Annotated in this window: 5 protein-coding genes; 4 read left to right on the top strand and 1 reads right to left on the bottom strand. The window is 40.5% G+C overall.

Annotated elements, in window-relative coordinates:
* Nucleotides 1–705, bottom strand: a 705-nt coding sequence (locus H5072_RS11855; RefSeq protein ID WP_182693629.1) for a 3-deoxy-D-manno-octulosonic acid kinase, incomplete at its 3' end; no start/stop codon positions are given.
* A gap of 122 nt (nt 706–827) precedes the next feature.
* Here H5072_RS11855 and H5072_RS11850 point away from each other — a divergent pair.
* The 4 genes from H5072_RS11850 to tdh all read left to right on the top strand — a co-directional run.
* Complete coding sequence (locus H5072_RS11850) at nt 828–1,886, top strand: glycosyltransferase family 9 protein (protein WP_182693628.1); 1,059 nt, start codon at nt 828–830, stop codon at nt 1,884–1,886.
* Nucleotides 1,886–2,449: a D-glycero-beta-D-manno-heptose 1,7-bisphosphate 7-phosphatase gene (gene gmhB / locus H5072_RS11845; protein WP_182693627.1), complete on the top strand. Its 564-nt coding sequence runs from the start codon at nt 1,886–1,888 to the stop codon at nt 2,447–2,449. The genes H5072_RS11850 and gmhB overlap by 1 nt, the downstream gene beginning before the upstream one ends.
* A gap of 159 nt (nt 2,450–2,608) precedes the next feature.
* Nucleotides 2,609–3,802 (top strand): glycine C-acetyltransferase, encoded by a 1,194-nt coding sequence (locus H5072_RS11840; protein ID WP_002961055.1) that lies wholly within the window; start codon nt 2,609–2,611, stop codon nt 3,800–3,802.
* A 50-nt stretch (nt 3,803–3,852) separates the two neighbouring features.
* Nucleotides 3,853–4,869 (top strand): L-threonine 3-dehydrogenase (gene tdh, locus H5072_RS11835; protein WP_182693626.1); only part of this gene is annotated, 1,017 nt, incomplete at its 3' end.

Raw genomic sequence — 4,869 nt, 5'->3', positions numbered from 1 at the left:
GAAGTAGTTGCTATGCAGAGTTTGCCAGTCATTCGCTTGCCAATTAAATGCATCATTTCGACCTTGTTCTTTTAAAAATGAGCGCTCAAGGCGTGTTATATTACTTTGTTGCCACTGTGGGTTAGGCGTTCTTATTTCACCTCTGTCAAAGTCGATAATATACACATCACCAATATCATTAAATAAAATGTTATTAATGTTTAAATCAGCGTGGTAAACGCCTTTTGAATGAAATAGCGCGATTGTTTTAGCAATGCGCTCTAACTCATCTTCAGTCAATGAGCGTTCAATTAATATATCTAGTACACTTTTAGCACCTGTGACTGCCTCGGTAATGATATCACCACGATAAATTAACCCGCTGTGGGTTACTTTAGCTGCAACAGGGGTTGGTACGTTTAAACCAAGCTCTATAAGCTTACTCATTAAGCTAAACTCTTTAAATACGCGGGTTTGTTCAAGTCCTGGGTATAAATATTGATCGCTTAGCAATTTACCCACTAAGCCACCGCGCCAATAATGCCTAAGTACGGCTGTTAATTCGTCTTGCTTAAAAAACCACGCAGTTGCTCGACCTTTTTTAGCGCCCACAATTTTATTTTGTTGTTGCCAATAATTTGCATCAAACCAATCGAGGGTAATTTGGCTTGTGTATTTAGGGTGGCTTAATAGCGTGTGATTGCCTTGCACGTGTTGTTTAAACATAGCTCTGTGTAATTGCTAAATAATGAGTCTATATTAGCGCGTTTTAAAGCGCAGGATAAGTGCTTGCAATAGCGTGATTATAATTTAAGATCGGCTTTTGTATTTAATACCTAAGGGAATGTGTGACTCAAGCTCCTAATTATTCATCTATTTGTATATTAAGACTCTCAGCCATTGGTGACGTATGTCATGCTGTTAGTGCAGTACAAGCTATTCAAAAGGCACACCCGAATGCGAAAATCACCTGGGTAATTGGCAAAATAGAAGCCATGTTACTTGCTGACTTACCGGGTGTTGAGCTGGTGGTATTTGATAAAAAGCAAGGCAAAGCAGCGCTTAAAAGCTTAAAGCAACGCTTCAACAACCAAAAATTTGATGTGCTTCTTAATATGCAAGTTGCATTAAGGGCTGGGTTTGTAGCGCGTTGTATTCCTGCAAAAGTAAAAGTAGGGTTCGATTGGGCACGTTCAAAAGAATTGCACAGCTTATTTATTAATAAACGAATAGACCCACAAGCCCAGGCGCATGTGCTTGAAGGCTTTAAAGGTTTTGCAAAAGCCATTGGTGTTTCTGATTATAAACCGAGTTGGGACATGCCATACACCGAGCAAGACCAAGCGGTTGCAGATGAGTTACTAACACCAGAATACCTAACTAATAAACTATTAGTAATATCGCCCGCAGCTAGTAAAGCGCAGCGTAATTGGCTCGCTGATCGTTATGCCACATTGGCTGATTATGCAAGCGAGCAAGGCTTTAAGGTGGTATTGACGGGTGGCCCAACAGAGCTTGAAATTAACCTAGCAAATAGCGTTATTGAGCACAGCAACACGCCTATTTTAAATTTAGTAGGTAAAACAAAACTCAAAGAGTTGTTGTGCGTTTTAAAGCGTGGCAGCTTAGTGCTTGCGCCCGATACGGGTCCTGCGCATATGGCAGTAACAGTTGGTACGCCGGTTATTGGTTTATATGCACATTCAAACCCAGCACGCACAGGTCCTTATTTATATCAAGACTACGTGGTAGAGGTTTATCATCAAAACTTGTTTAAGCAAACAGGTAAAACGGCTGAGCAAGTCTCGTGGGGGACACGCGTAAAAGGCGATGATTTAATGAGCCAAATTACAGTTGATGATGTAAAAGCGATGTTTGACCATGTTGTACAAAAAGAGTCTTTGTAATGAATGCACAACAAAAAAATAAAGCGCTTTTTTTAGACCGAGATGGCGTGGTAAATGTTGATCATGGTTATGTGTATCAAAGCGATAAATTTGAATTTATTGACGGTGTTTTTAGTACTTGTAAAACATTTTATGATGCAGGCTATAAAATCATAATCGTCACTAATCAATCTGGAATTGGTCGAGGTTATTACACCGAAGCTGATTTTTTAGCACTGACCGAGTGGATGAAAGACCAGTTTAGTGCCCACAGCATTGCAGTTACCGATGTGTATTTTTGCCCGCATCACCCTAAAAAAGCGGGCCCTGAATATTTGAAAGAGTGCTGTTGCAGAAAGCCTGCGCCAGGTATGTTATTACAAGGCATACAAGAGCATAATATCGACCCTGCTTGCAGTATTATGGTGGGCGATAAACTCAGTGATATGCAGGCTGCGAAAAAAGCAGGGATCACTACCCGTGTTTTAGTGCGTTCAGGGCAAAGCTTTGACGAAAGCGCTAAGCAAGAAGCTGATTTAATTATCGATTCTATAAGTAGTTTACCTGCACTTTTAAACACATAAATAAACAGCCTGTAAACTGGCAGGAATTCCTTCCAACTTAGGGTGTTTGCGACGAACTGCAAACCGTGCATTTTACCCATTAAACTTTTACAATACCCCGCATAATAAACAGCCGTGAAAGTGCGGTTGTTTACCCGTTCAAATAGATGGAGAACCTAGATGAGAGCATCTGCTTTTTTTAGCCAGTTACAACAGCAAATTGAAGACGTAAAAACCGAAGGTTTGTATAAAAACGAACGTATTATTAAGTCCCAGCAGCAAGCTCAAATCGAAGTTGCATCAGGTAAAGTAATCAACTTTTGTGCTAATAACTACTTAGGTTTAGCTAATAGCCCAGAGTTAATTGAAGCGGCGCAAAATGGTTTAAATAATCATGGTTTTGGTGTGGCTTCAGTACGTTTTATTTGTGGCACGCAAGATATCCATAAAACACTAGAGCAAAAAATCAGTGCGTTTTTAGAAACAGAAGATACTATTTTATATTCTTCATGTTTTGACGCAAATACAGGTTTGTTCGAAACTATTTTAGGCGCAGAAGACGCTATTATTTCTGATTCATTAAATCATGCATCAATTATTGACGGTGTACGTTTATGTAAAGCTAAACGTTTTCGTTATGCAAATAACGACATGGCTGATCTTGAGAAGCAACTTATTGCAGCAGACGAAGCCGGTGCTAAAACTAAACTAATTGCTACCGATGGCGTGTTTTCTATGGACGGCGTTATTTGTAATTTAGAAGCTGTGTGCGACTTAGCCGATAAATATGATGCGCTTGTAATGGTAGATGACTCTCACGCAGTTGGCTTTGTTGGCGAAAACGGTAAGGGTACACCTGAGTACTGTAATGTATTAGACCGTGTAGATATTATCACCGGTACATTAGGTAAGGCGCTGGGCGGTGCTTCAGGTGGTTATACATCAGGTAAAAAAGAAATTGTTGAATGGTTACGTCAGCGTTCACGCCCATACTTGTTCTCAAACTCATTAGCGCCTTCAATTGTTACTGCATCAATTAAAGTACTTGAAATGCTTGAAAATGGCGGCGAGCTTCGCGCTAAACTTTGGTCAAATGCTAAATATTTCCGTGAGCAAATGGAAGCTGCTGGTTTTACGTGTGCAGGTAAAGATCATGCAATTATCCCCGTAATGCTAGGAGATGCCAAAGTAGCCTCGTTAATGGCTGATAAATTACTTGCTGAAGGCATTTACGTAACCGGTTTTTCATTCCCTGTAGTACCAAAAGGGCAAGCGCGTATTCGTACACAAATTTCAGCGGCACATAGTATTGAGCAACTCGATACAGCTATCGATGCATTTACCCGTATTGGTAAAGAAATGGGCGTTATTTAATTTTATTTTAAACCGAAGCCTCGCTTCGGTTTTTTAATTGAGTGTGGATTATGAAAGCATTATCAAAATTAAAAGCAGAACCGGGCATTTGGATGACAGATGCACCAAAGCCAGAAGTAGGTCATAACGACTTACTGATTAAAATTCGCAAAACAGCTATTTGTGGTACCGACGTACATATTTACAAGTGGGACGAATGGGCAAGTAAAACCATTCCAACGCCTATGGTTGTTGGCCATGAATATGTTGGTGAAGTCGTTGATATGGGCCAAGAAGTTCGTGGCTTTCAGGTTGGCGACCGCGTATCTGGCGAAGGGCATATTACGTGTGGGCATTGTCGAAATTGTCGTGCAGGGCGTGTACATTTATGCCGTAATACAACGGGTGTAGGTGTAAACCGTGAAGGTGCGTTTGCCGAATATTTAGTTATTCCTGCATTTAACGCATTTAAAATTCCAGATAATATTTCTGACGAACTCGCTTCTATTTTCGACCCATTTGGTAACGCAGTTCATACCGCACTATCGTTTGACTTAGTTGGCGAAGATGTACTTATCACTGGTGCAGGCCCAATTGGTATTATGGCAGCAGCTGTTGCAAAACATGTTGGTGCTCGCCACGTTGTAATTACCGACGTAAACGAATACCGCCTAGATTTAGCACGTAAAATGGGGGCTTCACGCGCTGTAAACGTTGCCAATGAAAAGCTTGAAGATGTAATGAAAGAGCTAGGTATGACAGAGGGTTTTGATATTGGCCTTGAAATGTCAGGTGTGCCAAGCGCGTTTAATTCAATGCTTAATAATATGAACCACGGCGGTAAAATTGCCATGCTGGGTATTCCACCATCTGATATGGCAGTTGACTGGAACCAAGTTATTTTTAAAGGTTTAGTGATTAAAGGTATTTACGGTCGCGAAATGTTCGAAACGTGGTACAAAATGGCAAGTTTGATTCAATCTGGCCTAGATTTAAACCCAATCATTACACATCAATATTCTGTGGATGACTTCCAAGCTGGCTTTGATATGATGATTTCAGGTCAGTCAGGTAAAGTAATTTTAAAC

This window comes from Pseudoalteromonas sp. SR45-5, assembly GCF_014163565.1.
Classification (GTDB): Bacteria; Pseudomonadota; Gammaproteobacteria; order Enterobacterales; family Alteromonadaceae; genus Pseudoalteromonas; species Pseudoalteromonas distincta.
The sequence above is the reverse complement of the archived record's forward strand: the minus strand, read 5'-3'. Positions and strand labels throughout refer to the sequence as shown.